Genomic DNA, 24,395 nt, shown 5'->3' on the forward strand with positions numbered 1-24,395 from the left:
GATGAAAACGCAAAATATAAACTCGGCAGTTACTATACTTGGATTGCCAGAGAGCATTGTCTTGTAATGACAGGATATGATAACTATTATTACTATTTCAATGATCCGTGGACTAATGCTCGAACCCGTTACTCGAAAAGTGTTGTGAATTCACGCTATGCCGAACTCGGCAAACAGGCTGTAATAATGGTAAAAAAATAGCAAAAAGACCATCTCGAACAAATTCGAGGTGGTCTTTTTAGAATTTCACGATTACTCTTAAATTATTCAGCCCAGTTTTCAAGTTTTAAATCTTGTACTCTCGAAAATTCTTTTGTGTTGTTCGTAACCAACACATAATCTAAAGATTTCGCATGCCCTGCAATCATTGTGTCAAGCGGACCAATTGGCGTACCTTGCTTTTCTAAATAGGCTCTTATTTTTCCGTAGGATTCTGCAGCGGCTGAATCAAAATCAAGAACTTCAATATTCGATAGCAACATAGCTAAAGCTAATCGGTTTTTTTCAATAGCTTGGCTTTTTTCAACTCCGTGTACTAACTCAGCATATGTTACCGATGAGATACATATATCTGCCGGATCATGTTCCTGTAATTTAAGAAAAACCTGTTTTGGTTTATGCTTAATAGAATAAATGCAAATATTAGTATCAAGCATGTATCTCATAGTTTTTCACGCTCCTGTGGTTCTGAATCTTCTCTGCCGTTTTCAAAAAAATCATCAGAAAACATATTTACTGCTTGAATGAAAGAACTCCATTGATTGGTCATAGGGATAAGCATAACTATATCACCGATTTTATTGACTGACACTTCATTAGTATCACTATTGAATCTGCATTCTTTTGGAAGTCTTACTGCCTGACTTCTGCCATTCTCAAATATTTTAGCTTTAAGCATAAAATCACTCCTTTCACTATTAGTATATACCAAGATATATATTTTATCAATAGCAATTTTCACATTTACCGTGTTTTAATTCTTATTGTGATTACACCAAATCATAACAAAGTTAAAAAATATATTAGAATTCTCAAGTTATTACGCTATTCGATTATACGAACTTCTGAAATGTAGAGATGGTGAAAGCAAAAATACAAAGTCAGAATTAGAGTTTTCAGTTACAGAATTGAGAGTTTGCTTTGATTGTGAGAAGAAATACAAACTTTTTGCCGATTTCAAACGCAAGGTTATAGATATACCGGTAAGGGAAATTAACGTGAAATCAGATATTTGGGTTAGACCTACATATCAAAAAACAGGACGAGCCATAACAAGCATAATATTTGAAGTGCATAACAATGCGTACAACATATTAAACGATGCCGAAAAATGATTATACAATTGCATAGCAAAAAGTTTTGCCCTCAGTATCCAAAACAAGGTAATCGGCAGGAAATGCTCGGGTTGCGGTAAAGTTGAATATTACTGATAGTCAGTAAGTAATAGGGGAGTTATCGTTAGATAGCTCTCTTTTTTCCCTCATCACGGAAAAATGTGGGATAATCAAAAGTAAATATTGAAAAAGAGCATAGGAAACTCCAAAATTGTAGTTGAAGAGACAGACAATGGAGGAGAGAAACCTATGCTCTATTTAAATGATATCAAAGTTGAATTTGAAAGTCAAGGATTTAAAATCAGTCCTAATAAAGATAAAAGCGTACTGTTTCTGGAGAGCGTAAGGTCTACGCAGTCAGTCCGGTGTCCTTATTGCGGCGGTAGCTATGAACATGAACGCATCTTACAACAAGCTTGTAACAAAGCATTTGACCAAAGCACAGATTGTATATGATCGGTTTCATATGCAGTCGCAATTTGGCAGAGATGTTCTCGGTGTTGTTCGTCTGGATGAAGCCCGCAGGCATAAAGCCAAAGAAAAAGAAATCCTTGTCAATATCTCGAATGATACCGACAAGGATACTATGAAATCTCTTAAACAAGAAGCTAAATCCGAAAAGCAGGGATACAGCCAACTCAAGAAGCGAGCTTGTAAAAGATGTTCAGGGTAGGTGCGTTTTGTGAACTGTCGTATGCGAAAGGAAGAACATATCAAAATGTTTTTTTGACAAAGAACAATGTGTATAACTTCTTGACGAAATGGAAATGTTATGATAATATATGATTAATCACAGATTTTCATAAATTTGCAAATTGGAGGTGCGTTATGAGATATATTACACGAGAGCTGGAGCGTAAGTTTCTCAAGCTCAATGATTTCTTTAAAGTCATCCTTGTGACGGGTGCAAGACAAGTCGGCAAAACAACAATGCTGAAACACTTGTCATCTTCGGACAGAACCTATGTAACGATGGATAACGCAATGGCAAGAGAGCTTGCTCAATCTGATCCTGTACTTTTTTTTCAGACCTACAAACCCCCGATACTCATTGACGAGGTGCAGAAAGCACCGGAGCTGTTTGAACAAATCAAGGTGATTTGTGATGAAAGTGGGGAAAAGGGTCTTATATGGCTGACCGGTTCACAGCAGTACAAGATGATGGAACGAGTACGAGAGACTCTTGCCGGAAGAATTGGAATACTGGAGCTGTACAGTTTGTCTGCAAGAGAAAAAGCAGGAGTTGTGTTTGATGCTGATTTGGACTTTTCACTTGATACCTTACAGGCAAGACAAAGAAAGTTGCCCAAAAATGATGTAGTGCAGGTGTTCAATCACATTTGGGAGGGTGGTATGCCTCAAGTACAAGGTGTAGATGATGAGCTTCGGCAGGAATATTTCAATTCCTATATTGACACCTATTTAATGCGAGATGTAGCAGAATCCGGCGGTATTACCGACACAGTTCGTTTTCGTAAGTTTCTTGTCGGTTGTGCTGCTCTTGTTTCAGAGCAGGTAAATTATTCTACTCTTGCGGAATCCGCTGACATTGCATCAAGTACCGCAAAGGAATGGCTGAAAGTACTTGTGGGACTTCACATTGTTTATCTGCTTGCCCCATATTCAAACAATGAACTGAAACGGCTCAGCAAAACACCGAAACTGTATTTCTGTGACACTGGTCTTTGTGCTTACCTTTCGATGTGGCTGACGGCAGACACTCTCCGTAACGGTGCTGCAAGCGGTCATTACTACGAAAATTATGTGGTAATGGAGCTTGTGAAAAACTACGCTTACGCTAAATCTAAAGTAAATATTACCTATTTTCGTGATTCTAACGCAAAAGAGATTGATGTTTTCATCGAGGAAAACAATGTCATTCATCCGTTGGAAATCAAAAAGAGTGCTTCTCCTGATCGTCGTGAGGTCAAAAAGTACAGCGTAATTGACAAGGCTTCTTTGAACCGCGGAAACGGCGGCATCATATGTATGTGTGAGGAGCCGATACCGATTGACAAGGATAATTGTTTTATTCCGAGCAATCTAATCTGAATCACTCCCATAGCAAAAGTATATTTTCAAGAAACTAAGCAGAGCCCAAAAGCTCTGCTTTTTGTTTTAGTTTGCCAGGAAAATGACAGAAAAGGAATGAACGAAATGCCTAAGAAAAACGACTTCACCGTCTCCAAAAAAATCGTGATATACCTTTTATAATGTTATTTAACTCTGTCTACGCTGTAAATTGTAAATCCGTTGAATTCCTTTTCATCCTTGTAAACAATGACGGAATCCTTTTTGCCGTAATATTGGTTAAGATAATTTTCTTTGATAAAAGTAATTTTTTTATCGATAACATATACATTTCTTCCGTCAACGACCGCCTCATAAATATTTGTTGAGAGGTTGCGGTTCACAAGCTGATTTGTCCGATGAAGATATCCGAAGCCGTCAACATTATGGAGAAAATCGGAAGAAAATCCCCACAGCGGATGAATATAGTTATCGGTATATGAAATGTATTCTTTAGCTGTTACAGGATCGAGAACATAATAATTTTCGGGATGTCTGTCAACCTCAGTATAAAGATCACTCGGCTTTTTGTCATATGAAACAGGAGTGATATGGAAGAAATATGATACACAGCTTGCCGCACTTAATATCACAAGTACAATAACCGAAATAAGAACAGTTTTTCTGCTTTTATCTGTAATATTGCTGTATTCGTCTTTTCTAAGATGACCGAAATCAAACGAATACATTGTAAACGAAAGAATCATCAGCAAAATTCCGTACATTGTGTATGCCGAAGAATCCATTGCATAACGAACATACATACAAGCCGCAAATCCCAACGCAAAATACAAAGCAGGGAAGAAGGCAAATCTTTTTTTCTGAACGGTAACAAAAACAACCATAATGGCAAGTATTACCGCAAAAGCAATAAGATATGAATCAAAATTTATAATATGTCCCCATGCATCTGAAAACAATGCACCCGCATTATCAAAGAAATTATACGGATTTTCCCGTTTTTGAATATCCGCAACCTTTTCAAGTGCAGCAGTATTCAGTCCATTGTTTTCATCATAATATCCGTCAACAAAAAGTTCATACTCATTTGCCGAATTTATTCCGACCGAATTAAGCTCCTCACAGTAATCGGAATAGTTTGGAAAAGCATTATCATCGGTCTTATCGGCAAGGACGCTGTATCTGTACAACCCCGAAGTTTCTGCATTTGCATTATTGACCGAATATGAATAATATTCAAGACCGCAGCCGACAAGAACAATAAAGACAAATACAAGCACAAAAGGTCTGAAATACCAGAAAAATTTTCTGAACGGCAACTTGTACTTTCTTTTTGCAATCATATCACCGATGAAGAATGCAATAAAAAATGCAAGTCCCACAAAGAAATATTTGAAACATAAAAATGTTCCGAATATAACTTCAAGTACACCAATCCAAAACGGGAGAGAGTACCTTTTATTTCTGATTGCATTAAGTGCCATCAGAAACCCTGCCGTAAGCAGCAAAGCGGCGGTTTTACTGCTTAAAATGTTTGAATAATGGTCAAATGAAAACAAAATATTCAGCACAAGAGTGAATATGAAAGCCTTGTGCTTTCCGAATTTATCGACAAAAACAAATGTAACAGAAGAAAAAGCGGCACAGGAGAGAAGAATTTGAAAAAGTACAAAACAGTTGAAATTCAAAAGAATGTACTGCAATGAACCGGTAATTATCGCAAAAATGTAGTTAATATCATTATTGTAATAGTTATGATACTGACAGATATATAAAGAATTGTAAAAATCGTCAGCACTGTCATATGAAAATGCAGTAACAACTATAATCAAAGCCATAATAACAATATTAATTGCCAAAGCAAAGAAGGTCTTGCTTTTTAGTGCGTTTAATATTTTATCTTTCATAATAACTCCTCTGCATTATCTTTCTTGTTTAAATATCACTTTCTTGATCTTCTTTCGTTAATCAAGAGCTGAAGATTCTTCTGTTCGTAAGTATTAAATTTAACATTCTTTTCAAATTCTTCGGGTGTATATTTGCCCTCATACCATGACTGCGAGTTAAAGTATGCATTAAGGCTTGCGTCCTTAAAAATTCTGCCTCGTCTTGCATAAATCTCATTAATTGCAAGCTGTAAGTCGTCATCACTCAAAGCGCTTACCTGTGCGTTGCTGAGATATGAAGAATCGCTGTTAGGGAAGATAAATCCGCCGTTATTATTAGTGTTTGTATTGCTTGATGACTGTGCATTTGAACTCTGTGAATTTGAATTGCCCGATGAGCTGTTCTGACTATTTGATGACTGCTGAGCCTGTGTTGCTGGAGCTTCCGTTTCTCTCTGAATCTGTCCGCTTGAGATAACAAGTTTAACAACTGTACCCGTACTTGCGCTTGTGTCACCTTCCGGAGTCTGAGAGATAATATATCCTTCCGGATAATCATAACTGTATTCATAGTCAGAAATTTCAACGGTAAATCCTGCCTGTTCAAGAAGCTTTTTACCGTAACTGTAACCGTAACCGACAACAGGAACAACATTGTTATATGAAGAAGATGTTGTAACCTGTTCCGTTGTAGTAGGCATCGCCGTACTCGGCGCCTGTGTGGTTACTTCGGCAGATGTTGCAGTTTCGGCTGTAGTAGTTTTATTGTCAGTAGATGAATTTGACAAACCGTTATAAACGCAGAAACCGATAAATCCGAGTGCGGCGGCAATTACAACGGCACAAAGAATTATGATAAATTTATTCTTCTTTTTCTTTACATTTTCTTTATTATCTTCTTCATCTGTATATCCGAATTCATTGTCATTATCTTCAAAGCTGTTATCGTCAAAGTCGTTTTTTTCTTCAATTTTTTTAGTATCGTCAGCTTTATTGTCAGTACGCTTAACAGACGGCTCGTCCTCAAAGAAATCACCGTAGTCCTTGCTTGATTCATTGCTTGTAAGAACATTTTTATGGTCTGCACCGGAGTAATCGTCAAACACTTCAACGCTTGTAACAGGAGAAAGAACTTCCGGAGCTACTTCGCTGTTGCTTGAAACATCTTCAAATTCTTCAGCTTTTTTATCTGTAACAGTTTGTTCTTTCTTGTCATCTTCACTTGATACGGAACTGATATCTTCAAATTCAGGCTGTTTTTCTTCTGATACTTCGTTAGTTTTAACCTCGGAATTTTCAGGCTCATCAACTGCGTCTGTAACATCAACAACCTCAAATCCGCCGTTTTCATCAGCATCAGACTCACTGACTTCATCTGAATCTACAGGAGCATTACCGTCAACAGGCAGGGATTCTTCACCGGCTAAAACTTCGGCAATGCCAAGCTGTTCGCCGCCTTTAAATTCATTATCAAGAACAGCGTCCTCAACTGTCTGAACCTCATCCTTATCGTCAAAATTATCCTGCGATTCAGTCGGCTCTGTATCCTCAAATTCATCATAATCATATTCTTCAAATACATTTCCGTCAAAATCCGTGTTTTTGGGAACAACAACATCGGGATTCGGAACAGGGGAGGATGTACCTATTTCAGCCTTGATAGATGTGAGAGCATTTTTAATGTTGCCAGCATTTTTCCATCGGTTTGTATTATTCGGCTGACATGCAATTACAATAACACTCTTGAGTTTTTCGTCACCCTCAGACGGTGCGGTAACAGCCTTGCCCGAAAATCTTTCTTCACAGGCATTCTTTCTGTCGCATGAATCACTTTCAAACGGAATTTTACCGCCGTTGCACATTGCATACATAATTATTCCGACAGAATAAATGTCGGTGGTATAGTCAACATTTTCCTGCTTGTAAACCTCAGGTGCAACAAATGAGTTATCCGCAATCTTGCCTTCAAAATCAGTAAATCCGCCGATTTTATACCTTCCGTCAGCAGTTACAAAAATATTCTTTGGCGAAATATTACCGTGAAAAATATTCTTTGCTTCCAAAGTTTCAAGCATTTCACTCATCTGAATACCAAAATCAACAACTTCATCCTCAGCGAAAGTTTTGGTTTTCATAAGTTCTTCAAGACTTGTGAGTTCTTCTGTAAATATGTACAAATCACAGGTTTTTTTGTTCTGATTATCCTGAACATAAACATCCAAATAGTTTGAAACACCGTCAAGCTCCTTAACCGATTCAATAAAATCAGCCTCTTCGATGAAATACTCGGCATGTTCATCGGTATAATTGCTTTTGCCGACAAATGCGTGTCTGAGAATCGCATTCTGAGCAGTATTTTTATCAATCTTTCTTGATACCTTGTAAACTTCACAGCCGTTGTCTTCCCCAACAAATGAAGTAACCTTCCAATCCCTTAAATCTGCCGGCAATTTAATCGTTTTTGCCATACTAACACTCCTTAAATATTTCCTTATTTTTCATATTACATATTATATCTAAATCAAGGTCATTAACCCTCACTATCTCATTCTCCGGATTATTGTACCATATTACGAGCTGTTTTACCATAGATATTTCAATTTTTTAAAAAATAATTCTAATTTGTAATTAAATCCGACATAAAAACAGCAGTCCGCCTAAACGAACTGCCGAAAACATAATTTCAGTAAAATATCTTACTCGATCTTATCTGATTTTTATTTTTTCCTTTTTGTTGACTCCGATAATTCCGCCTATTCCTCCTCCCAAAACAGATGACATCAGTTTTAGCAGGGTTAGTATCGTTATAGGCTCACCGTTAAAAATCAATGCAATAGAGGTTATGACAAGAAAAATAAAAAATCCTGTCAGCGAACCCACCGCAAGACCTGCACTTCCTGTAATTCTTGATGATATTATTCCCGACATCAGCGTTGCAACACCGACCATGCCGACCGTGCAGTAATCAAGTATATCTGCTGAAATTACTCCCGACGACATCATCACGGCTGCAAGCAAACACATCAAAATTACCAGTATAAGTATTCCGCATACTGATGAAAACAAAACAGCCTTTGCAAGTAGTTTTTTATCAGACATAAAACAACCCCCGAATATATTCTGTTACAAATATATTCGGGGGAAAGAACATTCATTCAAAAAGTTATTCTTTTGTAGCTTTAGTTTCGTCAGAATCTTTCTTCTTGCCAAAACCGAAGAAGCCTTTCTTTTCAGGCTGACCTGCCTGCTGTGGCTGTTCCTTAACTGTGTCAACAGTAGAAATACACCACTTTTTAAACTTCATCTTAACTCTGTCGGAGCCTGTTTCAATGATGATAGCATCCTCGTCGTCCTTAATGGCAACTACTCTGCCCATAATTCCGCCGATTGTTGTAATTTCATCACCGATCTCAAGAGAGTTACGAAGCTGAGCTTCTTCTTTTTTCTTCTTTGAGTTAGGTCTGATGAGGAAGAAATAGAGAGCTGCAAAAATAGCAACATAGAAGAGAATCATAAAAATCATACTTGATGACTGATTTCCGCCGCTTGCACTTGCTTCTGCAACTACAGGTATAAAGTTTGTCATTTTCGTCATTCCTTTCATACAATGTATTGATTATATCAGTTTTAATCACATCTTGCAAGTATTTTTTCTGTTTTGAAAAAATATTAGATACGCACGCCTAAAATGTTGCGATATTTCTCGTAAAATTCCATATATGTGCCGTTATCAAGCTGAGTTCTGATAACTTCCATAAGATTATTGTAAAAATAGAGGTTGTGCAAAACAGCAAGTCGCATTCCGAGCATCTCACCGCTTTTGAGAAGATGTCTTATGTATGCCCTTGAAAAGTTTCGGCAAACGGGGCAGTCACAATGCTCGTCAATCGGAGATTCATCTGTTTCATATTTTGCATTATTGATGTTACGCACTCCGTCCCAAGTGAAGAGCTGACCGTGTCTTGCGTTTCTGCTCGGCATAACACAGTCAAAAAGATCAACACCTCTTGCAACGCTTTCAAGAATATTCACGGGAGTTCCGACTCCCATAAGATATCTGATTTTATCTTTCGGAGCAAACGGCTCAACCTCTTCAATGATATGGTACATCGTTTCTGCAGGCTCACCCACGGCAAGACCTCCGATTGCATAGCCGTCAAGATTAAGCTCTGCGATTTCTTTCATATGATTGACGCGCAAATCGTCATAGATACCGCCCTGATTTATGCCGAACAGCATCTGGTTTTTATTTATGGTATCATCAAGACTGTTGAGCCTTTTCATCTCTGTAACGCATCTTTTAAGCCATCTTGTGGTTCTTTCAACGCTGTTTTTTGTATATTCATATGGAGAAGGGTTTTCAACGCATTCGTCAAATGCCATCGCAATTGTAGATGCAAGATTTGACTGGATTCTCATACTCTCCTCAGGTCCCATAAAAATTTTGCGACCGTCAATGTGAGAATTGAAGTAAACGCCTTCTTCTTTAATATTTCTCAACTTTGCAAGAGAGAACACCTGAAATCCGCCGCTGTCGGTAAGGATAGGACCGTTCCACCTTGTAAATTTGTGAAGTCCGCCCATTTGCTTAACCTTTTCATCACCCGGACGAAGATGCAGATGATAGGTGTTGCAAAGCTGAACCTGGCATTTTATATTCTTTAAATCAAGCGCAGAAACAGCACCCTTGATTGCACCGCATGTTGCAACATTCATAAAGGCGGGAGTCTGAACCGTACCGTGAACCGTAACGAATTCGCCTCGTCTTGCGCTGCCTTCCTTTTTAATTACCTTAAACATAAATCCGTAAAATCCTCCTATGATATGAACATAGCGTCACCGAAAGAGAAGAATCTGTACTTTTCCTTTACAGCTTCTTTGTATGCATTCATAATAAAATCATATCCCGCAAAAGCGGATACAAGCATAATAAGTGTACTTTCGGGAAGATGAAAGTTAGTAATAAGTCCGTCCAGCACCTTAAATTCAAATCCGGGATAAATAAAAATATCCGTAAATCCCTCACAGGGTTTGATTTCTCCGTACATTGCCGCAACACTTTCAAGCGTTCTGCAGGATGTTGTGCCGACTGCAATAACCCGTCCGCCGTTTTTCTTAGTTTCATTTATGAGCTTTGCGGTTTCTTCGGGGACTTCATAATGCTCGCTGTGCATTTTATGCTTTGTAACATCATCAACCTTAACCGGTCTGAATGTACCGAGTCCCACATGAAGTGTAACATACGCAATCTTTACACCTTTAGCCTTGATTCTGTCCATAAGCTCGGTTGTAAAGTGAAGTCCTGCCGTCGGAGCTGCCGCAGAACCGAGTTCATGGCTGTAAACCGTCTGATAGCGTTCCTTATCCTTAAGCTCGGCTGTAATATAAGGGGGAAGAGGCATCTGACCGATTTTGTCAAGAGTAGCAAAAAAATTCTCTTCACAGTCAAAATCAACTATTCTGTTGCCGTCATCCTTAACATCAACAACTGTTGCACGCAAAATCCCGTTACCAAACGAAAATTTTGTGCCTACTCTTGCTTTTTTGCCGGGTTTGCAGAGTGTTTCCCAACGATTGTTTGCAATTTGTTTCAGAAGCAGAAATTCAACTTTTGCACCTGTTTCGTCTTTGATACCGTAAATTCTTGCAGGCAAAACTCTTGAATCGTTGGCAACAAGAAGGTCACCCTCGTTAAGATAATCAATAATGTCATAAAAATGTTTATGCTCCAGAGTTTGTTTTTCTCTGTCAAGCACAAGCAATCTTGAACTGTCTCTCGGTTCAAGCGGAGTCTGTGCGATAAGCTCTTTAGGCAAATCGTAATAAAAATCACTAGTCTTCATTTTATTTCCTTTCAAGAACTAAAATTGCTTTTTAAAAGCTGTTCTGTCAAAAATCTTTGTAAAACACAAGTATTTGTCCTGTAAAATTCTCAAAATAATTGACATTACCCTTTTAAAATGATATATTATCTTATTATGAGCAGTTTGCATAATCGACAAACAGTCGTGTTTTCAGACATCTCTTCATATAATATAATATTTGTTTGAATAAGGCAACCGCTTTTTTAAAATTTGTTTAATTCGGAGGAATTATTATGAAAAAGTATAAAGTCGGTATTATCGGCGCTACCGGTATGGTAGGCCAGCGTTTTACACTTCTTCTTGAGAATCACCCGTGGTTTGAGGTTACTGTTCTTGCCGCAAGTAAGAGAAGTGCAGGCAAAACATACGGTGAAACAGTTGAAGGCAGATGGCATATGACTACTCCTCTTCCTGAGAAGTACAAGGATATGGTTATCGTTGACGCTGAAAATGTTGAAGAGGTTGCATCACAGGTTGATTTCTGTTTCTGCGCAGTTAATATGAAGAAGGATGAAATCCGTGATCTCGAAGACAGATATGCAAAGGCTGAATGTCCCATCGTATCAAACAACAGTGCTCATCGTTTTACAAATGATGTTCCTATGGTTATTCCTGAAATTAACGCCGATCACATTAAGATTATTGACGCTCAGAGAAAGCGTCTCGGCACAAAAAGAGGCTTTGTTGCAGTTAAGTCCAATTGCTCACTTCAGAGCTATGTTCCTGCAATTCATCCTTTAAAGGCACTCGGCGTTGACAAGGTTCTCGCTTGCACATATCAGGCAATTTCAGGCGCAGGCAAAACATTCAAGACATGGCCTGAAATGGTAGATAATGTTATTCCTTACATCGGCGGTGAGGAAGAGAAGTCAGAGCAGGAGCCGCTTAAAATCTGGGGTAAGATTGAAGGCGACAAGATTGTTAAAACCGATGATATTTCAATCACATCACAGTGCATCCGTGTTCCCGTATCAGACGGTCACACAGCAGCTGTATTTATGTCATTTAAGGACGGCGTAAAGAAACCTACTGTCGAAGAAATTATTGACATTTGGTCAAACTACAGCGGCAGAGCACAGGAGCTCGATCTTCCGAGTGCGCCAAAGCATTTTCTCCACTACTTCACAGAACCTGACCGTCCGCAGATTAAATCTGAAAGAAATCTTGAAAACGGTATGGCAGTATCGGTTGGCAGATTAAGACCTGATACTCAATATGATTATAAGTTCGTTTGTATGTCACACAACACATTAAGAGGCGCAGCAGGCGGTGCAGTTCTTCTTGCAGAGCTCCTTTGTGCTGAGGACTACATGGACTGATTACTTACGGAGGTAAATTATGTCTAACCACATTTTTACAGGCTCAGGTGTTGCACTTATCACTCCTATGAAGTCTGACGGAAGCGTAAACTACGATGTTCTCGGCGATCTCGTAGAATTTCATGTTCAAAACGGTACCGATGCAATTATTGTATGCGGTACAACAGGTGAGGCGGCAACTCTTTCGGAAAAAGAGCATTGCGAAACAATTTCTTTCGTTGCAGAAAAGACAAACGGCAGAATTCCTGTTATTGCAGGTACAGGCAGTAACGATACCTCAACAGCCGTTATGCTCTCAAAATCTGCCGCAAGCACAGGCGTTGACGCACTTCTCTGCGTAACTCCTTACTACAATAAAACATCTCAGCAGGGTCTTGTAAGACACTTCAACGTTGTTGCAGATTCGGTTGATATTCCGATTATTCTTTACAATGTTCCTTCAAGAACCGGCTGTAACATCAAGCCAAAGACTTATCAGGAGCTTTGCAAGCATCCTAACATCGTTGCCGCAAAAGAGGCAAGCGGCGACATCTCTCAGGTTGCTCTCATCCGTTCACTTTGCGGTGACAATCTTGACATCTACTCAGGTAACGATGACCAGACTGTTCCTTTCATGTCACTCGGCGCTCTCGGTGTTATCTCTGTATTCGCAAACATCTGCCCCAAGGAAATGCATGACATCTGTCAGCTTTGTCTTGACAATGACTTTGCAGAGGCACAGAAGCTTAACTTCCACTATCTTGAGCTTATGCATATACTCTTCAGCGATGTTAATCCGATTCCCGTAAAGACTGCCATGAACCTCTTCGGCTATGAAGCAGGCGAATGCAGACTTCCGCTCGTTCCCATGAGCGTTCAGGGTTACCATGACCTCAAGGATTGCATGGAGAAGTATGACCTTTTAAGCAAGAAGGTTAAATAATCAACCTTTGATTCGTTTAAAATTAAGAAGTTTAAAGGGGAATAAAAATGGTAAATACAGCAATAGTCGGTTGTAACGGTAAAATGGGCTGCTTTGTGGCACAGGCTGTTCAGAGCCGTGAGGATTGCAATGTTTTGTTCGGTGTTGACGCATTCGGTGAAAGTAATTATGATTTCGATGTTTTCAAGACTTTTGACGAGGCAACCGAAACACCTGATGTAATCATTGATTTTTCAAATCCTGCAGCTCTTGACGGTATGCTTTCGTATGCAGTTAATAACAAAGTACCTTGTGTTATCTGCACAACAGGCTTTTCTAAAGATCAGATTGCAAAAATCGAAGATGCGGCAAAGACAATTCCTGTTTTCTATTCAGGTAATATGTCACTCGGCATCAATCTTCTTATTGAGCTTTCAAAAGAGGCTGCAAAAATTCTCGGAAACCAGTTTGATATTGAAATCGTTGAAAAGCATCATAATCTCAAGCTCGACGCTCCGAGCGGAACAGCTCTTATGATTGCAGACGGAATTTCGGAACAGCTTGACGAAGATCCGCAGTATGTCTATGACAGACACAGCTACCGCAGAAAGCGTTCAAAGAACGAAATCGGTATTCATTCCGTAAGAGGCGGCACAATTGTAGGCGAACACGAAGTTATCTTTGCAGGTCACGATGAGGTTGTAACAATCTCTCATCAGGCTCAGTCAAAAGAAGTTTTCGCTGTCGGTGCTGTTAATGCGGCAGTATTTCTTAAAGATCAGAAAGCAGGTATGTACAACATGGGCAACCTTCTTTCTGAAAAAATGAACTGAAAAATAACACCTTTAAGCACGGCATAAAAGCCGTGCTTTCTTTTATGTCCAAACTTTGCCTACTTTCATAATATGTAGTGTGATATATTGTTTTGAGATGTCACAAAGATTTAACAAAGGGTGGAAGTTATGGAAAATAATTTAATAATATTCGGCTCGGTAACTCTTGCCATGAAGAGCCGTAACCTACTTTTAAAAAACAATATTAAATCAGGGCTTGTAAGAACTCCTATACACCTCAATCGAAAATCATGCGGATACAGCCTTTATGTCCCGGGAAATTTTGAAAGGGCATTGGAAATTATCAGGAGTAACGGTATTGCTGTCAAAGGAACAGCCGCTGTTGATACCTTATGATATATTTTGACAACGGTGCAACCACCTTTCCGAAACCCTTATCCGTAAGAAAAGCGATTAACGAAGCTATGTCCGACTACGGAGCAAATCCTGGAAGAAGCGGTCACAAAATGTCGGTGAAATCATCTGAAATAATGTATTCCTGCCGAGATAATGCCGCAAAACTTTTTGGCTCGGAAAATCCCGAAAATATAATATTCACGCTTAACTGCACAACGGCTTTGAACACAGTTATTAAAGGCATATTAAAACAGGGTGACCATGCCGTAATTTCATCACTTGAGCATAATGCTGTCGTCAGACCGCTTGAAACACTCAAGAAAAATAAGATTGAATACTCTGTTGCCGAATGTGTCCCTTATGATGATGAGCAAACTATCGAGAATTTCAGAAAACAATTCAAATCTAACACAAAACTTGTAATCTGTACCCATGCTTCAAATGTATTCGGCATCAAACTTCCGATAGAAAGAATAGGCGCTCTTTGCAGATTAAACGGCATCCTTTTTTGTGTAGATGCCGCACAAAGTGCAGGAACAGCAGATATAAACCTTTCTGACAGTTGTATTGATTTTCTCTGCACCGCAGGTCACAAAGGGCTTTACGGACCAATGGGAACAGGCTTGCTTATTATAAACAGCGAAACAACTCCGGACAGTCTTATTCAGGGAGGAACGGGAAGTGATTCCGCAAACCTCAATCAGCCTGAAATTCTCCCCGATAAGTACGAAAGCGGAACGCCGAATCTTCCGGGAATAGCAGGGCTTAATGCAGGAATAAAGTTTGTCCTGAACAAAAAAACAGACAGAATATATAATTCCGAGTTAAGTCTTGCACAAATGCTTTACAAAAGGCTTGAAAAAGCGGAAAATGTAATATTATACACCAAAATGCCTGAGAAAAGTCACAGCGTTCCTGTAATTTCCTTTAATATCAAAAATACCGAAAGCGAAACGGTTGCAAAAATTCTTAATGACAGCTACAACATTGCCGTAAGAGCAGGACTCCATTGTGCGCCCCTTGCACACAAAAGCTTCGGCACTCAGGATACAGGAACCGTAAGAGCTGTTGTATCGGCATTTACAACAAAAAATGATGTTGTATATTTTGCAAATGCCGTAAGTCGTATTTCTAAGAACAACAAACAGAAAAAAACAATTTAAAAAGGTTGCAATTAATAACAAAAGTATGTTAGAATAATAACGAGGAATTTAAAAATAAAGGAAGGGGAAAGCAGATTGGAAATATTTAACAGCATTCTTTCCATTATCAAGACTATACAGCTAAGAGATATTGTTGATATTCTTGCAATTGCACTGTTGATTTTCGGACTGTTCAAGCTTATTCAGGAAACAAGAGCAGTTCAGCTTCTCAAAGGTGTAATTATGCTCCTGATAGTTTATTTTCTTTCGTCTCTGTTTGGTCTTGTTATGCTTTCATCCCTGTTGCGAACATTTTTCGAGGCAGCAGTTGTTGTTATTGCTATCATCTTTCAGCCGGAAATCAGAAAGGCTCTTGAACAGATGGGACGTAACAACACCTATAAAAAATATATAAAAATATTTACTAAGCACCACAAAGGTGATGAATGGAAAAAGGCTGTAGAAAAGTCAATCGTAGATGCGGCTGACACAGCAGTTCTTTTCTCTCGTTCAAAAACAGGTGCTTTGCTTGTGTTTGAAAGAGAAACCATGCTTTCCGATATAGCCGCTACAGGCACAATTATTGATGCCGAAACATCAGTAGCTCTGTTCGGCAATATATTTTTTAACAAAGCACCATTGCATGACGGTGCTAGCATTATCCGTGACGGAAAACTTTTTGCAGCAGGATGTATTTTACCGCTCACATCAAATCCTAATGTAGATATCAATCTCGGTACACGACACAGAGCAGGACTCGGTATCAGTGAACAAAGCGACGCTGTTGTTCTTATAGTAAGTGAAGAAACAGGTGTAATTTCTCTTGCGGTAAACGGTATTTTGCTCCGTGAGTTTACAAGAGAAGAACTAATCAAAAAGCTTGAACAGTTTCTCATCTATGATCGTGGCTATGACGATGATGAACCGCCGAAAAAGTTTTTTCAGAAGAACCCGAAAAGTTCAAAAAGAGAGAAGGCTGAAAAATGAAAAAGAAAAAACTCTCTCTCAACAAACTGTTTCAGAATAACAAATTTCTGATTATACTCGCCCTTGTAATCTCAACAATAACATGGGTTTATATGAGTATGGGTACAACAAATGATACAACCGTAACAATAAGCAATATTCCCATTCAGATTGAATTGCCTGACCAGCTTGATAACAACGGGTTGCAGGTATTCCGTGATGCGGAGCAGACTGCCACGGTAACCGTAACAGGCAGCAGAGCTGTTCTCGGTTCTATCGGAACGAAGGATATTACTGTCACGGGTGCTACAAACGGAATTGACTCGGCAGGAACTTATCAGCTTTCGCTTTCAGCCGTAAAAGCCAACCCGAGTGCCAACTTTCAGATTATCTCAACCGTTACGCCTTCAAATGTCAATGTAATTGTTGATTATCAGCGTGAAACAAGTTTCCCAATTCAGGAAAATGTTGTTTACAAGGTTGCCGACGGATACTATGCGTCAACTTCCCTTGCATCAAAGAATATCACAATCTCAGGACCTCAAACAGAGATTGCCAAAATCGCAAAGGTTTCGGCATCAGCCGAACTTGACAGTATACTAAATGAGCCGACCTCAACGACCGCAAATATTGTGCTTTATGATAAAACAGGAAATAAAATCTCCACCGAGCTTCTTACAATGGAGTTTACGGATGTTGAGGCTACAATTTCCGTTCTCCCCGAAAAGACGGTAAATGTAATTCCTGAGTTTATTAACAAACCCAAAGGTCTTGATTTAAACGATGATATGCTTACGGTTGAGCCTTCAAAGATTCTGCTTGCAGGTCCAAAAGAAGTGCTTGACAATACTGACAGCGTAAAGCTTGAGTCAATCGATTTTGCAACACTTTCAAACAAGCGTTATGAGTACGATACGCAGGGAATAAACATCCCGAGTGACTGCAAAAATATCAGTAACTCAACCTCCGCAAAGCTTGTACTTGACCTCAGCGGTTTGTCCAAGAAAACCTTTACCGTTGATTCATTTAAAGTAAGCGGTCTTTCTTCAAAATACAAAGCCGATGTAACACAGACAAGTATGAATGTTACCGTAATCGGCAGTGAAAAGGAACTTAAAAGCCTTAAAAGCTCAGATATTGAAGGTGTAATTGACACCTCGGATCAGAGCGGAACAGTAGGCTCGGTTCAGATGCCTGTTACTTTCAAACTCAGCGGTACTGACACCTGTTGGGTAAGCGGAAGCTACAAGGCAAATATCACAATCAGCGAAAAATAACCCATAAAAACCGCAGACATTTTGATGTCTGCGGTTTAGTTTATTTGTATTAAATTACATTCTGATTCGATTTGAACTGCCTCGCCTTACAAAAGCTTTGTTCATATCGTCAGTATTGTGATATCTCACACTCTGTACAAGACCAAGACTAATGAGCGTACTCAAAGCCGAAGTACCTCCCGAACTGAACAAGGGAAGGGTTATTCCGACTACGGGAAGAAATCCAAGCACCATTCCTATATTTACAATTGTTTGCGACGCTATCATTGAAAACACACCGTAACAGATATACTTGCCTTCAAATTCACTTGAATTTTTGGCATTCAAAATCACTTTTAATATAATAAAAAACAAAATCAGCAAAAGCGCCATGCATCCGACAAATCCGAGTTCCTCTCCTGCAACGGTAAAGATAAAATCGTTTTCCTGTTCGGGGACGATTGAATGTTCAACACGCTGTCCGTTAAAAAGTCCGCTTCCGAAAGCTCCACCGCTTGCAATTGAAACCTTACCCTGATACTGTTGCCAACCGTAATTTGTCAGTGCATTCCCGTCAAGGTCAAACAAAGCAAGAACCCTGTTGCGATGCTCTTCATTCATAAACACATTCCATATAATCGGAATTGCACACACAAGCAATCCTCCGAAAATGACAAAATATCTCAGTTGAACACCTGCCGCAAATGTCATAACCAAAAACATAAGTGCAAATATAAGAACCGTACCGTCATCGCCCTGAATATGAATAATTGCCATTGGTATCATTGCATGAAGTGCAAGGAAAAGTACTCCCGAAAACTTTTCAATCATTTTCTTTTCTCTCAGCCACGACAAATGCTTTGAAAAAGTTATGATAAAACAGATTTTTATAAACTCAGACGGCTGAATTGAAAATCCGCCCGGAAGATTAATCCATGCCGTATCATCTGTTCCGCTAACCTGAACTCCGAACACAAACACAAGTCCGGCAAGAACAATTCCCACTATTGCGGCAATGTACCATTTTCGTATAAGAAATCTGTAATCGGCAATTGATATAAACACCGATGCCGCAAGACCGACAGACACAGCGATAATCTGAGTTCTTAGATAACTGTATTCGCCCGACCGTTGCATACTCGCAATCAAAAGAAAACTGTACGCAACAGCGGTCAAGGCCAACAGCCACAACACTGCGTCACACTGTCTGAAATATTCATAAATATTTGTAATAACTTTTTTCACCCAAAACAACCTTTGAAATTAATTTTACCCTATAATTATATTAAATTACGCTCTCAATATCAAGTATAATTTCAATACAGAATAATACAAGTTTCGCATTTTGTTATAATAATAAAAACATGAATTTGATTCGGAGGTATATTATGTTATCTGATATCGAAATTGCTCAGAGTGCAGAATTAAAGCCTATTGCAGAAATTGCAAATCAGCTTGGGATTTCTGCTGATGAGCTTGAGTTTTACGGAAAGTACAAAGCAAAACTTTCTGATGAACTTGCAGACCGTGTAAAGGATAATCCTGACGGAAAGCTCATCCTCGTAACAGCAATCAACCCAACACCGGCAGGCGAGGGCAAAACCACCACTTCTGCAGGCCTTGGTCAGGCAATGGCTAAAATCGGTAAAAAGGCAATCATCGCACTCCGTGAACCATCGCTCGGTCCTGTATTCGGAATTAAAGGCGGTGCCGCAGGCGGCGGTTATGCACAGGTTCTTCCGATGGAGGACATTAACCTTCATTTCACCGGTGATATGCACGCAATTACAGCAGCCAACAACCTTTGTTGCGCAATGCTTGACAACCATATTCAGCAGGGCAACACACTCGGCATTGATCCGAGAAGAATTCTCTTCAAGCGTTGTCTTGATATGAATGACCGTGCATTAAGAAATATCACAATCGGTCTTGGCGGTAAGGTAAACGGTGTTCCGAGGGAAGATCACTTCATCATTACAGTTGCATCGGAAGTTATGGCAATTCTCTGTCTTGCAAATGATATCTCCGACCTTAAAGAAAGACTCGGCAACATTCTTGTTGCATACACATACAGCGGTGAACCCGTTTATGCTAAAGATTTGAAAGCAGAGGGAGCAATGACTGCACTTCTCAAGGATGCAATCAAACCTAACCTTGTTCAGACGCTCGAGGGTACTCCTACAATTATGCACGGCGGACCTTTTGCAAATATCGCTCACGGCTGTAACAGCATAAGAGCAACAAAGCTTGCATTAAAGCTTGCCGATTACTGCATTACAGAAGCTGGTTTCGGCTCGGATCTCGGTGCTGAGAAGTTTCTTGACATCAAGTGCAGATATGCCGGCATTGCTCCGTCGGCAATTGTAATCGTGGCAACATGCCGTGCATTAAAATACAACGGCGGCGTTCCAAAGTCAGAGGTTTCAAATGAAAACATTGAGGCACTCAAAAAAGGCATTGTAAACCTCGGTGTTCACATTGACAATATGAGAAAGTACAATGTTCCCGTAGTTGTAGCGATTAATCAGTTCGGTACAGATACAGATGAAGAACTAAAATACATTGAAGAATATTGTATTTCAAAGGGTGCAGACTTTGCCCTTTCAAATGTATTCGGAAAAGGCGGAGAAGGCGGCGTAGAGCTTGCAAATAAGGTAGTAGAGGCTTGTGAAAAGCCGTCTGCATTTAAACCGCTCTATTCACTCGACCTCACACTCAAGGAAAAAGTTGAAAAGATTGCAAGGGAAATCTACGGTGCATCAAAGGTAAACTACACAACAGCCGCAGAAAAAGCAATCAAGGAAGTTGCTGCACTCGGCGGAGACAAACTTCCCATATGTGTGGCAAAAACACAGTATTCGCTTTCAGATGATCCTACAAAGCTCGGTGCTCCAAAGGATTTTGAAATCACAGTAAGAGATGTAACAATTTCAAACGGTGCAGGTTTTGCAGTAATTTATACAGGCAATATTATGACAATGCCGGGACTCCCGAAAGTTCCTGCCGCAGAAAAAATTAATATTGACGAAAACGGCAAAATCAGCGGACTTTTCTGATATGGTTAAATTGATTTCTCACAGCGCCGATGAAACTGAGCAAATCGGCGAAAAAATTGCAAAAAAGCTCCACGGCACAGAGGTAATAGCTCTTTTCGGCGGACTCGGTATGGGCAAAACCGCCTTTACAAGAGGACTGGCAAGAGCCCTTGGTGTTGATGACGGTGTGTCAAGCCCTACTTTCGCCCTTGTAAACGAATACAGCGGAAAGTACAATATCTATCATTTTGATATGTACAGAGTTAATTCATGGGATGATTTGTACTCAACGGGATTTTTTGACTACATTGACAACGGTATTCTCGTAATTGAGTGGAGTGAAAATATAGAAGGCGCACTTCCTGAAAACGCAATCAGAATAACGATTGAAAAAGGGGAGAGCGATGACGAAAGAATCTTTGAAATTGAAGGTGTTGAAATTTGAAAATTCTGTCTGTTGACACATCTGCAACAGCCGCATCTGTTGCACTTTCAGAAGAGGGCAAGCTGATCGGTGAAACTTTCATAAACACAAGTCTTACCCACAGTCAGACGCTCATCCCTATGGTTGAACAGCTTTTGAACAATACAAAAACGGAAATATCAGATATTGATGCAATTGCAGTCAACGCAGGTCCGGGTTCATTCACGGGAGTAAGAATCGGTGTTGCGGCAGTAAAAGGTCTTGCTTTTGCAAATAATATACCGTGTGTTTCGGTTTCAACACTTGAGAGTATGGCTTATAATTTCCTTTCAACCGACTGTATTGTATGTGCCGTAATGGACGCACGCTGTTCACAGGTATACAATGCACTGTTTGAAATTAAAAACGGAGTTGTTACCCGACTTTGTGATGACAGAGCATTATCGCTTGATGACTTAAAAAACGAACTTCTGTCTGTTGACGGAAGAATCATCATAGCAGGTGACGGTACCGATATTACCTGTAAATACATCGGTAATGAAATTAAAAATGCAGAGTCTGCTCCCGTAAATCTTAAATATCAGAGAGCGTCTTCAACTGCACTTGTAGCATTTAAAATGACTAATAACGGAAAAACCGTTTCGGCACAAGAGCTTATGCCGGTATATCTCCGCTTGCCTCAGGCACAGCGTGAGCTTAATAAAAAACTTGGAGGTAGAACAAAATGATAGCACTCGGATGCGACCACGGCGGATATAACCTTATCTGCGCAATCAAAAAATATCTGGATGAAAAAGGACTTGAATATAAAGAGTACGGCACTTTCAGCGAGGAAAGCGTTGATTATCCCGTTTATGCCTACAAGGTAGCAACTGCAATCACCTCGGGCGAATGCTCAACAGGCATTCTCTGTTGCGGTACAGGCATCGGTATCTCAATTGCCGCAAACAAGGTAAAGGGAATCAGAGCCGCAGTTGTTTCAAACGAATTTTGTGCTGAAATGACTCGCAGACACAATAACGCGAATATTCTTTGTATGGGCGGCAGAGTTACAAGCGAAGAAGATGCTGTTAAATTTGCTGACATCTTCCTTAACACACCTTATGAAGGCGGCAGACACGAAAACCGTGTGTCAATGATTACAGACATTGAAAACGGTACTTTTAAAGCATAAACAAATTAAAAATAAGATTAAAACGCTCTTTTTATTAAGGGCGTTTTTCTTTTTGAAACTTAGATTTCTTGTTTGTAATATTTTGTAATTGTTATTTCTGATACAGAACCATTTTATAAATATTAATTCTATTCAGGAAATTAAGAAAAATTATTCTTTCTCAGTCAGAATTATATGTTGTGCTAATTGTATAATATTATTAAAAATATACCTATTTATAAGTGCATTATAACTACTATATTTCAATTTGTAACCAAATTTACGAAAAAATTTCAATTTTTTAAATTTATTTACAAAAAACCCTTGTTTTTTTTCCTTTTTAGTATTATAATAACATCACAATGTTTTTAAAGAATTTTAAAAAAGAATTAAAACGATTTGGGAGAGAGTAAAAATGAGATTAAGAAAACAGGAACTTGGAGACAGAAACCTCGTAGGAAGCAGGGTTGAGGCTGTAAGAAAGCAGAAAGGTATGAAGCAAAAGGAGCTTCTTGCCCAATTACAGGTTAACGGCGTCGATATGAACGCATCAGGACTTTCAAAGCTTGAAGGTCAGATTCGTTTTGTAACAGATGTTGAGCTTGTTGCACTTGCCGATATTCTTGAAGTGTCTGTTGACTACCTTCTCGGAAGAGAAAACTGATTTTTAACCGAATCTTTAAATTGCACCGTAGATTTTTTCTGCGGTGCTTTTATTTTTTGCTGATAAATGTTGACAAGCGAGTATTTTAATTATATAATCATAACAGCGTTACATAACAATGTTATGAATTAGAGGTGACTACTGTGACTGAAAACAAGGCAACTTACACAATTTCATTCGAAACTCTTACGCCAAAACTTTTTGAAAGTTTGTACAGGTCGGTAGGTTGGGAGTCGCCTTGCATTGACCAAATCGAAACCGCCTTAAATAATTCATATGCAAAATTTGTTGCATATGACGGTGACAAACCTGTCGGAATGGTTAGAATTATCGGCGACGGCGGTATGTCATTCTATATAAAAGACTATGCCGTTATTCCAGAATATCAGAGTAAGGGTGTAGGAAAAGCGTTAATGCAATTTCTTGAAGATTACATACGCAATTCTATGCCTAAAAATTGGGCAGTAAGCCTTGAACTTATCAGTTCTAAAGAAGCTGTTGCTTTTTATGAAAAATTTGGATTTGAACAAAGACCGTGCGACTGGGATGGTCCGGGAATGTTCAAAATGTTAAGATAAACTAAGGAGTGTTTCATTTGGCAAAGCAAATTGAGGGCGTTTACGAAAACATAATAGCCTGTGCCACAAAAGAATTTCTGAACAAAGGCTATGCCGATGCCTCACTGCGAACAATTGCTACTGAAGCACACACAACAACAGGTTCAATCTATACCAGATTTGGCGACAAAGAGGGACTTTTTGAGGCAATTGTAGGGAAGCACTACGATAAAATTATCGAGATGTACAAAGCCGCACAAGATGAATTTGCAAGTCTTCCTGAAGAATCACAACCTGACAATATGGCGAGCATATCAGGTAATTGTATGTATGACGGACTTTTGTATTGTTATGATAATCTTGATGTTTTTAAGCTGATTTTATTAAAATCAGAGGGCACAAAGTTTTCTCATATGATAGATGAAATGGTTGAAATCGAGGCTGAGGCTACTCATAAATATTTGAATGTGCTTAAAAGGCTCGGAAAACCGTCACCAAAAATTGATACTAAACTTGAGCATATGATTATTACGGGTATGTTCAATACCTATTTTGAACTTATAATCCACGAAATGCCGATTGAGGACGCAAAACTTTACCTTGATGAAATGCGTGAATTCTACACGGCAGGTTGGACGAAAATAATGGGGCAGGATTAAGTCCTATTATTTTT

General features: G+C 39.2%; 26 protein-coding genes and 1 pseudogene. 18 read left to right on the plus strand and 9 right to left on the minus strand.

All coding sequences use genetic code 11. The annotated features are described in order from the left end of the window. Positions 1–201: pseudogene (locus AC2HW8_RS03450) on the plus strand (hypothetical protein); the annotation flags it as partial. Between the two features lie 62 nt (positions 202–263). On the opposite strand, the gene vapC reads toward AC2HW8_RS03450, so the two are convergent. Together vapC and vapB are read right to left on the minus strand one after the other, a co-directional pair. Next, on the minus strand, positions 264–665 hold the full coding sequence (gene vapC, locus AC2HW8_RS03455) for a type II toxin-antitoxin system tRNA(fMet)-specific endonuclease VapC (protein ID WP_303991887.1): 402 nt from the start codon (positions 663–665) through the stop codon (positions 264–266). Then, positions 662–898 (minus strand): type II toxin-antitoxin system antitoxin VapB, encoded by a 237-nt coding sequence (gene vapB, locus AC2HW8_RS03460; RefSeq protein WP_021883210.1) that lies wholly within the window; start codon positions 896–898, stop codon positions 662–664. The genes vapC and vapB overlap by 4 nt, the downstream gene beginning before the upstream one ends. 229 nt (positions 899–1,127) lie before the next feature. On the opposite strand from vapB, the gene AC2HW8_RS03465 reads away from it, so the two are divergent. The 3 genes from AC2HW8_RS03465 (at position 1,128) to AC2HW8_RS03475 (ending at position 3,386) form a co-directional block, all read left to right on the plus strand. Beyond that, positions 1,128–1,334: a hypothetical protein gene (locus tag AC2HW8_RS03465; RefSeq protein WP_484327156.1), complete on the plus strand. Its 207-nt coding sequence runs from the start codon at positions 1,128–1,130 to the stop codon at positions 1,332–1,334. Between the two features lie 373 nt (positions 1,335–1,707). Then, positions 1,708–2,007, plus strand: a complete 300-nt coding sequence (locus AC2HW8_RS03470; RefSeq protein ID WP_278305435.1) for a transposase — start codon at positions 1,708–1,710, stop codon at positions 2,005–2,007. A gap of 155 nt (positions 2,008–2,162) precedes the next feature. After that, positions 2,163–3,386, plus strand: a complete 1,224-nt coding sequence (locus AC2HW8_RS03475; RefSeq protein WP_117967032.1) for an ATP-binding protein — start codon at positions 2,163–2,165, stop codon at positions 3,384–3,386. Positions 3,387–3,550: 164 nt separating this feature from the next. Here the strand turns inward: AC2HW8_RS03475 and AC2HW8_RS03480 are convergent, their stop codons facing one another. The 6 genes from AC2HW8_RS03480 to queA all read right to left on the minus strand — a co-directional run bounded on the left by AC2HW8_RS03480 (position 3,551) and on the right by queA (position 11,094). Then, positions 3,551–5,272 (minus strand): hypothetical protein, encoded by a 1,722-nt coding sequence (locus tag AC2HW8_RS03480; RefSeq protein WP_484327157.1) that lies wholly within the window; start codon positions 5,270–5,272, stop codon positions 3,551–3,553. Positions 5,273–5,307: 35 nt separating this feature from the next. After that, entirely contained in the window at positions 5,308–7,719 is a 2,412-nt protein-coding gene (locus tag AC2HW8_RS03485) for a YARHG domain-containing protein (protein ID WP_484327158.1), read from the minus strand. Positions 7,720–7,957: 238 nt separating this feature from the next. Beyond that, positions 7,958–8,350: a TIGR04086 family membrane protein gene (locus AC2HW8_RS03490; RefSeq protein WP_015523868.1), complete on the minus strand. Its 393-nt coding sequence runs from the start codon at positions 8,348–8,350 to the stop codon at positions 7,958–7,960. 64 nt (positions 8,351–8,414) lie between these two features. Next, positions 8,415–8,837, minus strand: coding sequence for a preprotein translocase subunit YajC (gene yajC, locus AC2HW8_RS03495; RefSeq protein WP_484327159.1), 423 nt, complete (start codon positions 8,835–8,837; stop codon positions 8,415–8,417). An 83-nt stretch (positions 8,838–8,920) separates the two neighbouring features. Beyond that, positions 8,921–10,051, minus strand: coding sequence for a tRNA guanosine(34) transglycosylase Tgt (tgt, locus tag AC2HW8_RS03500; RefSeq protein WP_015523866.1), 1,131 nt, complete (start codon positions 10,049–10,051; stop codon positions 8,921–8,923). 17 nt (positions 10,052–10,068) lie between these two features. After that, positions 10,069–11,094 (minus strand): tRNA preQ1(34) S-adenosylmethionine ribosyltransferase-isomerase QueA, encoded by a 1,026-nt coding sequence (queA, locus tag AC2HW8_RS03505; RefSeq protein WP_293639838.1) that lies wholly within the window; start codon positions 11,092–11,094, stop codon positions 10,069–10,071. A 254-nt stretch (positions 11,095–11,348) separates the two neighbouring features. Between queA and asd the strand changes: the two genes are divergently transcribed. The 7 genes from asd (at position 11,349) to AC2HW8_RS03540 (ending at position 17,910) form a co-directional block, all read left to right on the plus strand. Next, positions 11,349–12,434, plus strand: a complete 1,086-nt coding sequence (asd, locus tag AC2HW8_RS03510; RefSeq protein WP_484327160.1) for an aspartate-semialdehyde dehydrogenase — start codon at positions 11,349–11,351, stop codon at positions 12,432–12,434. Positions 12,435–12,453: 19 nt separating this feature from the next. Then, positions 12,454–13,356 carry a 4-hydroxy-tetrahydrodipicolinate synthase gene (gene dapA / locus AC2HW8_RS03515; protein WP_015523863.1) on the plus strand — a complete coding sequence of 301 codons (903 nt, stop codon included), beginning with the start codon at positions 12,454–12,456 and terminating at the stop codon, positions 13,354–13,356. Positions 13,357–13,403: 47 nt separating this feature from the next. Continuing rightward, on the plus strand, positions 13,404–14,168 hold the full coding sequence (dapB, locus tag AC2HW8_RS03520; protein WP_046433258.1) for a 4-hydroxy-tetrahydrodipicolinate reductase: 765 nt from the start codon (positions 13,404–13,406) through the stop codon (positions 14,166–14,168). A 129-nt stretch (positions 14,169–14,297) separates the two neighbouring features. Further along, the gene (locus tag AC2HW8_RS03525) at positions 14,298–14,525 is read left to right on the plus strand and encodes a putative Se/S carrier protein (RefSeq protein WP_021882819.1); all 228 of its coding nucleotides are present in this window, start codon (positions 14,298–14,300) and stop codon (positions 14,523–14,525) included. Beyond that, the gene (locus AC2HW8_RS03530; RefSeq protein ID WP_293639840.1) at positions 14,522–15,688 is read left to right on the plus strand and encodes an aminotransferase class V-fold PLP-dependent enzyme; all 1,167 of its coding nucleotides are present in this window, start codon (positions 14,522–14,524) and stop codon (positions 15,686–15,688) included. The genes AC2HW8_RS03525 and AC2HW8_RS03530 overlap by 4 nt, the downstream gene beginning before the upstream one ends. A 75-nt stretch (positions 15,689–15,763) precedes the next feature. Then, positions 15,764–16,654: a diadenylate cyclase CdaA gene (gene cdaA / locus AC2HW8_RS03535; RefSeq protein WP_021882817.1), complete on the plus strand. Its 891-nt coding sequence runs from the start codon at positions 15,764–15,766 to the stop codon at positions 16,652–16,654. Beyond that, entirely contained in the window at positions 16,651–17,910 is a 1,260-nt protein-coding gene (locus tag AC2HW8_RS03540; protein ID WP_303667553.1) for a CdaR family protein, read from the plus strand. Before cdaA ends, AC2HW8_RS03540 begins: the two co-directional genes overlap by 4 nt. Positions 17,911–17,964: 54 nt before the next feature. Here AC2HW8_RS03540 and AC2HW8_RS03545 read toward each other — a convergent pair whose 3' ends face one another. Beyond that, positions 17,965–19,134 (minus strand): FtsW/RodA/SpoVE family cell cycle protein, encoded by a 1,170-nt coding sequence (locus tag AC2HW8_RS03545; protein WP_484327161.1) that lies wholly within the window; start codon positions 19,132–19,134, stop codon positions 17,965–17,967. 143 nt (positions 19,135–19,277) lie between these two features. On the opposite strand from AC2HW8_RS03545, the gene AC2HW8_RS03550 reads away from it, so the two are divergent. The 7 genes from AC2HW8_RS03550 to AC2HW8_RS03580 all read left to right on the plus strand — a co-directional run bounded on the left by AC2HW8_RS03550 (position 19,278) and on the right by AC2HW8_RS03580 (position 24,381). Continuing rightward, entirely contained in the window at positions 19,278–20,945 is a 1,668-nt protein-coding gene (locus tag AC2HW8_RS03550; protein ID WP_484327162.1) for a formate--tetrahydrofolate ligase, read from the plus strand. 1 nt (position 20,946) lies between these two features. After that, positions 20,947–21,369 carry a tRNA (adenosine(37)-N6)-threonylcarbamoyltransferase complex ATPase subunit type 1 TsaE gene (gene tsaE, locus AC2HW8_RS03555; RefSeq protein WP_046433271.1) on the plus strand — a complete coding sequence of 141 codons (423 nt, stop codon included), beginning with the start codon at positions 20,947–20,949 and terminating at the stop codon, positions 21,367–21,369. Beyond that, positions 21,366–22,076 (plus strand): tRNA (adenosine(37)-N6)-threonylcarbamoyltransferase complex dimerization subunit type 1 TsaB, encoded by a 711-nt coding sequence (gene tsaB, locus AC2HW8_RS03560; RefSeq protein ID WP_484327163.1) that lies wholly within the window; start codon positions 21,366–21,368, stop codon positions 22,074–22,076. Before tsaE ends, tsaB begins: the two co-directional genes overlap by 4 nt. Continuing rightward, positions 22,073–22,522 (plus strand): ribose 5-phosphate isomerase B, encoded by a 450-nt coding sequence (rpiB, locus tag AC2HW8_RS03565; protein WP_021882811.1) that lies wholly within the window; start codon positions 22,073–22,075, stop codon positions 22,520–22,522. Before tsaB ends, rpiB begins: the two co-directional genes overlap by 4 nt. A gap of 394 nt (positions 22,523–22,916) precedes the next feature. Then, positions 22,917–23,165 (plus strand): helix-turn-helix domain-containing protein, encoded by a 249-nt coding sequence (locus AC2HW8_RS03570; protein ID WP_015523855.1) that lies wholly within the window; start codon positions 22,917–22,919, stop codon positions 23,163–23,165. Between the two features lie 143 nt (positions 23,166–23,308). After that, a complete protein-coding gene (locus tag AC2HW8_RS03575) occupies positions 23,309–23,743 on the plus strand; it encodes a GNAT family N-acetyltransferase (protein ID WP_484327164.1) in 435 nt (144 codons plus the stop codon). Positions 23,744–23,760: 17 nt separating this feature from the next. Then, the gene (locus AC2HW8_RS03580) at positions 23,761–24,381 is read left to right on the plus strand and encodes a TetR/AcrR family transcriptional regulator (RefSeq protein ID WP_484327165.1); all 621 of its coding nucleotides are present in this window, start codon (positions 23,761–23,763) and stop codon (positions 24,379–24,381) included. Positions 24,382–24,395: the final 14 nt, after the last annotated feature.

It is taken from the genome of Ruminococcoides sp., assembly GCF_057037865.1.

Coding starts and splice junctions, on each gene's coding strand:
- vapC (WP_303991887.1), bottom strand. CDS start 665: ATGAGATACATGCTTGATACTAATATTTGCATTTATTCTATTAAGCAT.
- vapB (WP_021883210.1), bottom strand. CDS start 898: ATGCTTAAAGCTAAAATATTTGAGAATGGCAGAAGTCAGGCAGTAAGA.
- AC2HW8_RS03475 (WP_117967032.1), top strand. CDS start 2,163: ATGAGATATATTACACGAGAGCTGGAGCGTAAGTTTCTCAAGCTCAAT.
- AC2HW8_RS03480 (WP_484327157.1), bottom strand. CDS start 5,272: ATGAAAGATAAAATATTAAACGCACTAAAAAGCAAGACCTTCTTTGCT.
- AC2HW8_RS03485 (WP_484327158.1), bottom strand. CDS start 7,719: ATGGCAAAAACGATTAAATTGCCGGCAGATTTAAGGGATTGGAAGGTT.
- AC2HW8_RS03490 (WP_015523868.1), bottom strand. CDS start 8,350: ATGTCTGATAAAAAACTACTTGCAAAGGCTGTTTTGTTTTCATCAGTA.
- yajC (WP_484327159.1), bottom strand. CDS start 8,837: ATGACAAACTTTATACCTGTAGTTGCAGAAGCAAGTGCAAGCGGCGGA.
- tgt (WP_015523866.1), bottom strand. CDS start 10,051: ATGTTTAAGGTAATTAAAAAGGAAGGCAGCGCAAGACGAGGCGAATTC.
- queA (WP_293639838.1), bottom strand. CDS start 11,094: ATGAAGACTAGTGATTTTTATTACGATTTGCCTAAAGAGCTTATCGCA.
- asd (WP_484327160.1), top strand. CDS start 11,349: ATGAAAAAGTATAAAGTCGGTATTATCGGCGCTACCGGTATGGTAGGC.
- dapA (WP_015523863.1), top strand. CDS start 12,454: ATGTCTAACCACATTTTTACAGGCTCAGGTGTTGCACTTATCACTCCT.
- dapB (WP_046433258.1), top strand. CDS start 13,404: ATGGTAAATACAGCAATAGTCGGTTGTAACGGTAAAATGGGCTGCTTT.
- AC2HW8_RS03525 (WP_021882819.1), top strand. CDS start 14,298: ATGGAAAATAATTTAATAATATTCGGCTCGGTAACTCTTGCCATGAAG.
- AC2HW8_RS03530 (WP_293639840.1), top strand. CDS start 14,522: ATGATATATTTTGACAACGGTGCAACCACCTTTCCGAAACCCTTATCC.
- AC2HW8_RS03540 (WP_303667553.1), top strand. CDS start 16,651: ATGAAAAAGAAAAAACTCTCTCTCAACAAACTGTTTCAGAATAACAAA.
- AC2HW8_RS03550 (WP_484327162.1), top strand. CDS start 19,278: ATGTTATCTGATATCGAAATTGCTCAGAGTGCAGAATTAAAGCCTATT.
- tsaE (WP_046433271.1), top strand. CDS start 20,947: ATGGTTAAATTGATTTCTCACAGCGCCGATGAAACTGAGCAAATCGGC.
- rpiB (WP_021882811.1), top strand. CDS start 22,073: ATGATAGCACTCGGATGCGACCACGGCGGATATAACCTTATCTGCGCA.
- AC2HW8_RS03570 (WP_015523855.1), top strand. CDS start 22,917: ATGAGATTAAGAAAACAGGAACTTGGAGACAGAAACCTCGTAGGAAGC.